The sequence below is a fragment of the Vibrio rumoiensis 1S-45 genome (assembly GCF_000286955.2).
In the GTDB taxonomy this organism is placed as follows: domain Bacteria; phylum Pseudomonadota; class Gammaproteobacteria; order Enterobacterales; family Vibrionaceae; genus Vibrio; species Vibrio rumoiensis_A.
Genome location: NZ_AJYK02000002.1, coordinates 67989 through 74250, shown reverse-complemented (window position 1 = coordinate 74250; position 6262 = coordinate 67989). Strand labels below are relative to the sequence as shown.

At 39.4% G+C, this 6262-nt stretch carries 2 protein-coding genes; both read left to right on the top strand.

Annotated elements, in window-relative coordinates:
- Positions 1–164 precede the first annotated feature (164 nt).
- A complete protein-coding gene (locus tag A1QC_RS00550; protein WP_017025607.1) occupies positions 165–5009 on the top strand; it encodes an NAD-glutamate dehydrogenase in 4845 nt (1614 codons plus the stop codon).
- 106 nt (positions 5010–5115) lie between these two features.
- Positions 5116–6126, top strand: a complete 1011-nt coding sequence (gene pyrD / locus A1QC_RS00545; RefSeq protein ID WP_017025606.1) for a quinone-dependent dihydroorotate dehydrogenase — start codon at positions 5116–5118, stop codon at positions 6124–6126.
- Positions 6127–6262 lie beyond the last annotated feature (136 nt).

Here is a 6262-nt window from a genome sequence, read left to right as displayed (position 1 = left end):
ACATATTCGACTTTTATCCTGTTTATTGATAGGAAAGGATTTAACTTTATATCAATACTACTCTTACAATATGGATACCCAAGTTATTTGGGTATAACCCAATAAAGAGATGAGAGTGAGTGCTCTGGTCTATAATCTATGTACCCATTTTGTGGAGTGTAAAGATGCCATCTAGTGAAAAAGTGGTTCCTGTATTACTTGAAAAAGTATATCAATTGATCCAGGAAAAATTAGAATCAAAAACCAAACCCTTAGTCAGTAAGTTAGCAGAACATCTATACAGTAATATTTCGCAGGATGATCTTTTTCAAAGGAATGAATCGGATCTATATGGTGCTGTTGTAAGTATTTGGCAGCACATTTTGGAAAAACCCCCAGAGACGATTTCCGTACGCGTATTTAATCCCACGTTGAGTCGCCAAGGTTGGCAATCAACTCATACCATTGTCGAAGTTGTTGTTCCAGATTCAGCGTTCTTAGTCGATTCAATCAAAATGGCGCTCTCAAGATTGGATTTAACCAGTCATTTCATGGCTAATGCACCAACAAGAATTGAGAGAAAGGCAAGTGATATTGTTGGTGTTAATACCAACAAGGGTGACATGCAATCTTTGTTTCATATCGAAATCGATCGTATCAACGACAAGAACCGAATGACCGAGTTGAAGCAAGAACTGTTATCGGTATTACAAGACACGCGTTTGGTGGTAGAAGATTGGCAACAAATGACCGATCAGCTTTACACCGTCATTTCTGATATTGAGAAAAATAGAAAAAATATACCTGTTGAAGCTGAAAGAATGGAAGAAGGCTTAGCGTTTTTAAAATGGCTAGGGCAACACAATTTCACATTCATGGGTTACAAAGAATTTGACCTAAAAGCTACAGAAGGCGATTTTGAATTGGTTCCTTCTGAATCACAACCGCTGGGTTTATTTACTCAAACTCAACGAGTGCACACCTATAAATTATCTGATCTAATTGAATCGGCACGACTTGAAGCTCGTAAGCCGGAGTTGTTGATCCTAACAAAAGGCAGCAGTGCTTCGACCATTCATCGACCTGCGCATACTGATTATGTCGGAATTAAGAAATTCGATGATAAAGGCAATGTGATTGGAGAACACAGATTCATAGGTTTGTATACCTCAGCTGTGTACAACCAAAGTGTAGAAAGTATTCCACTGATTCGGGACAAAGTAACTCGTATCTTACATGCTAGTGGTTATTTAAAAGGTTCTTATTCTTGGAAAGCATTACATAATATTTTAGAAAACTACCCGAGAGACGAGCTGCTTCAAGCTAAAGAGTCCGAACTCCAAGAAGTTGGGATGGGCGTAGTTCAAATGCAAGATCGCGATCTTCTGCGTTTATTTGTTCGCAAAGACCCATTTGGACGTTTTTTCAGTTGCATGGTTTATGTGACAAAAGAGCGCTACAACACAGAGCTTCGTTTTAAAACCCAAGAAATACTTAAGCGTTATTTTGATAGTAATCAACGTGTTGAATTTACAACCTATTTCTCTGAAAGCCCACTAGCCAGAACACATTACATTGTGCGGGTTGATAATAATAATCAAGAAGTAAACGTTAAGTCGATAGAGAGAAACCTAATGGAAGCATCTTCATCTTGGGATGATAGATTAACTCAATCAATCATGAGTAGCTTTGGTGAAAACCAAGGAACAACACTAGCGAAAGAATATAAAAATGCTTTCTCGCGCTCATATAAAGAAGACACTCTTGCGGGTGGAACCGCGGTTGCGGATATCGAGCAACTTGAAGCACTCAATGAAGATAATAAACTTGGCATGTTGTTCTATCGTCCTCAGGAAGAAAGAGCAGATTCAAAGGCGGTTAGGTTAAAACTGTATCACCGTGATGAGCCGATCCATTTATCTGATGTCATGCCAATGCTTGAAAACTTGGGCTTACGAGTGATCGGTGAATCACCGTATGAGATCCAAAAAGCCGATGGTACTGTTTATTGGATCTTAGATTTCTCGATGCTGCATCGCAGTAACCAAAAAGTAGATCTACGTGAAGCTCGCGATCGTTTCCAACAAGCTTTTGCCGCTATTTGGTCTGGCGATTTAGAAAGTGATGGTTTTAACCGATTAATTCTTTCTGGTGGGTTAAGTGGCCGAGAGGTGACTATCCTTCGAAGCTATGCTCGCTATATGCGCCAAGTTGGTTTTCCATTTAGCCAGCAATACATTGAAGATACGCTATCCAACCATCCAGAATTAGCTCAAATTTTAGTAAACCTATTTACTAAACGTTTTGATCCAAGCGTTAAAGCTAGGACGAAAGCTGAAGAGAAACTGGTTAAATCGATTAAAGAAAAATTAGAAAAAGTCGAAAGCTTAGATGATGATCGAATCATTCGTCGTTACATGGAAATGATCTTAGCCACGATTCGTACTAACTTCTATCAAACGGATAAAGACGGCAATGCTAAACCTTGGCTCGCATTAAAACTACAGCCAAGAAATATTCCAGAGATTCCAGCTCCGGTTCCTGAATTTGAAATATTTGTTTATGCCCCAGATATTGAAGGTGTGCATTTACGTGCAGGTAAGGTAGCTCGTGGTGGATTACGTTGGTCTGACAGACAAGAAGATTTCCGTACAGAAGTATTAGGCTTAGTTAAAGCGCAACAAGTAAAAAATACCGTGATTGTGCCAGTCGGCGCGAAAGGTGGGTTTGTTTGTAAACGTCAGCCAAACTTTACTACACGAGATGAAATATTTGCTGAAGGGCAGCGTTGTTATCAGCGCTTTATTCGTGCATTACTTGATGTATCGGATAATATTATTGAAGGAAAAGTTGTCCCACCGAACAATGTTGTTCGACATGATGAAGATGATGCCTACCTAGTGGTTGCAGCAGATAAAGGAACGGCAACCTTTTCAGATTTAGCGAATTCAGTCGCCGCAGAATATAACTTTTGGTTAGGGGATGCCTTTGCATCTGGTGGATCCAATGGTTATGACCATAAAGCGATGGGCATTACCGCGAAAGGTGGTTGGGAATCAGTTAAACGTCATTTCCGTGAAATGGGCATTGATTCTCAAACAACCGATTTCACGTGTGTGGCTATTGGTGATATGGCTGGGGATGTCTTTGGTAATGGGATGTTGTTATCAAAACATATTCGTCTTCAAGCTGCATTCAATCACATGCATATCTTTATTGATCCAAATCCAGATTCCGCTTCAAGTTGGATCGAAAGAGATCGTCTATTCAAATTACCAAGATCAAGTTGGGAGGATTACGATCAAAGCTTAATCTCTCAAGGTGGTGGTGTTTTCTCAAGACGATCTAAGTCGATCACGCTGACGCCTGAAATACAAAAAATGTTATCCACGCAAAAGCAATCTGTTACACCAACAGAGTTGATCAAAATGTTGCTTACAATGCAAGTTGATCTGCTGTGGAATGGTGGTATCGGTACATATGTTAAATCATCTTCTGAAAACAATACTGATGTTGGCGACAGAGCAAACGATGGTTTACGCATTAATGGCTCAGAGCTGAAAGCAAAAGTTGTAGGGGAAGGTGGTAACCTTGGGATGACTCAGTTAGGACGTATTGAATACGCCCTAACTGGTGGCCGAGTGAATACCGATTTTGTTGATAATGTCGGTGGCGTAGATTGTTCAGATAATGAAGTGAACATTAAGATCTTCTTGAATACCTTGGTTGCAAATGGCGATCTCACGATCAAACAGCGCAACGAAATTCTCGACAGTATGGAAGAAGAAGTTGGTGAGATCGTTTTAGATGATGCTTACTGTCAATCTGAATCGATTTCGGTTAGCGAACATCAAGGTACTGCGCAAGTTAAAGAGCAAATACGCTTCATTCATACTTTGGAAAAGCTTGGGAAATTGGATCGTAATTTGGAATACATTCCAGATGATGAAACTCTGCTAGAGCGTGAGAAAAAAGGTGAGGGGCTAACTCGTCCTGAGTTGTCCGTCTTGATTGCTTACGCCAAAATGGTATTAAAAGAGCAACTTGCTTGCGATGAAATATCCAATGATCCATTTAATGCAAAATTATTAGTGCAATACTTCCCAGAAAGGTTACGACGTAACTATTCTGACTTCATGGTGCAACACCCATTAAGACAAGAAATTATTGCAACATCCCTTGCTAATCAAATGGTTAATGAAATGGGGTGCAATTTTGTCACGCGCTTGCAGGATGAAACGGGTGCTAGTGTTATTGATATCACTAATGCTTACGTGGCATCGCGAGTTATCTTTGATGCAGAGAGTATGTTTGAAGATATCCGAGAGCTGGATAATGTGGCGAGCTCTCATGTTCAATATGAGCTTTTAATATCGGTGAGTCGAATTTTGCGTCGTTCAACACGTTGGTTATTGCGTAACCGAATGATGAAATTGAACGTAGATGAAATCATTGCTCATTATCTTGAAGATGTTAAAGCCATTCAGAAGGGCATGGACACTTTCTTAGTGAGTGATGAAGTTAAAGAACATAATCAACAAGCTAACGATTGGATCAAGCAAGGCGTGACGGAAGAATTAGCCAATAAGGTCGCTCGACTCAGTAGTTTATATTCTACACTGGATATTTCTTCGGTTGCAGCGGAATGCAATGTGCCAATCGATCAAACGGCAAGAATGTATTTCACGCTTGGTGATAGATTGTCGTTACATTGGTTCTTAAATCAAATCAACAATCAACCAATTGATAACCATTGGCAGGCACTAGCAAGAGCAAGTTTCCGTGAAGATCTTGATTGGCAGCAACGTCAGTTAACACTACAAGTGTTATCTTGTGCATATCAAGCAGAAAAAGAATGGGTCGTTGAAGTCGCGCTAGATCAGTGGATTGAAACCAATCAAGTTTCTCTGGAACGTTGGGATAATATATTAAATGAGTTTAAAGTTGGCTCGGCGCATGAATTTGCTAAGTTCTCTGTCGCTTTGCGTGAATTAGTTTTATTGAATCTAAATTGTGCAGCAAATCAGTAATTAACTGGATCCGCAGCAAACGATTGCGGCTAGTATAATGACTTAGACAAAGGTATACTTTGCCCCGAATTTTCGGGGCTTTTTTGATGTTATTTTGGGAGGAAGTATGCTTTATCGTCTAGCTAGAACGGGCTTATTCAAATTCAGTGCTGAAAGGGCGCATGAGCTAGCTCTTAGTAATTTAAGAAGATTAAATGGAACACCGCTTGATTTTTTCTTCCGCCAAAATTTACCAATACGCTCTGTAGAAGTTATGGGGTTAACATTTAAAAACCCAGTTGGTCTTGCGGCTGGTATGGATAAAAATGGCGAATGCATTGATGCTTTTGGCGCAATGGGTTTCGGATTTTTAGAAATTGGCACTGTTACGCCACGTGCACAAGCTGGTAATGAAAAACCTCGATGCTTTCGAATTGTAGAAGCTGAAGGCATTATCAATCGAATGGGATTTAATAATGAAGGTGTTGATCAACTGATTGAAAATGTAAAACAATCTTCTTTTGATGGCATCCTTGGCATCAATATTGGTAAGAATAAAGATACGCCAATTGAAAAGGGTACTGAAGATTATTTGATCTGTATGGAAAAAGTATATCCATACGCTGGCTATATTGCCGCGAATATTTCCTCTCCTAACACCCCTGGGTTAAGAACGCTCCAATACGGTGAAGCTTTAGATGAATTACTTTCATCCTTAAAAGTAAAGCAAGCCGAATTGGAAAAGCAATACGGAAAATATGTTCCTTTAGCTTTAAAAATTGCCCCTGACTTAAGTGATGATGAGATCGTACAAATATGTGACTCATTGAAAAAATATAAAATTGACGCTGTGATTGCTACGAACACCACATTAGATCGAGCTTTGGTGGAAGGCATGAAAAACTCGACTGAAATGGGAGGGCTAAGTGGTCGACCTGTACAATCGAAGAGTACGGAAGTCATTCGTCAGTTATATAAAGAACTGGGAGAAGAAATTCCTATTATTGGTGTTGGTGGTATTGATTCTTATGTTGCAGCCAAAGAAAAAATGATGGCCGGAGCAAAACTAGTCCAAGTTTATTCAGGATTTATCTATAAAGGCCCTGGTTTGATCAAAGAAATCGTGAAGAACATCTAATAACTCACTATAAAGTGAATGTATTTAAAATTTCAGCCTGAAAAAGAGGAAAAAGTTTTCCTCTTTTTTTTTGTTTATCTGTTTGTACAATCAAAGTACATCTAATGGATAGGCGGAAACGAAGTGAACATTTCGT

Coding starts and splice junctions, on each gene's coding strand:
- A1QC_RS00550 (WP_017025607.1), top strand. CDS start 165: ATGCCATCTAGTGAAAAAGTGGTTCCTGTATTACTTGAAAAAGTATAT.
- pyrD (WP_017025606.1), top strand. CDS start 5,116: ATGCTTTATCGTCTAGCTAGAACGGGCTTATTCAAATTCAGTGCTGAA.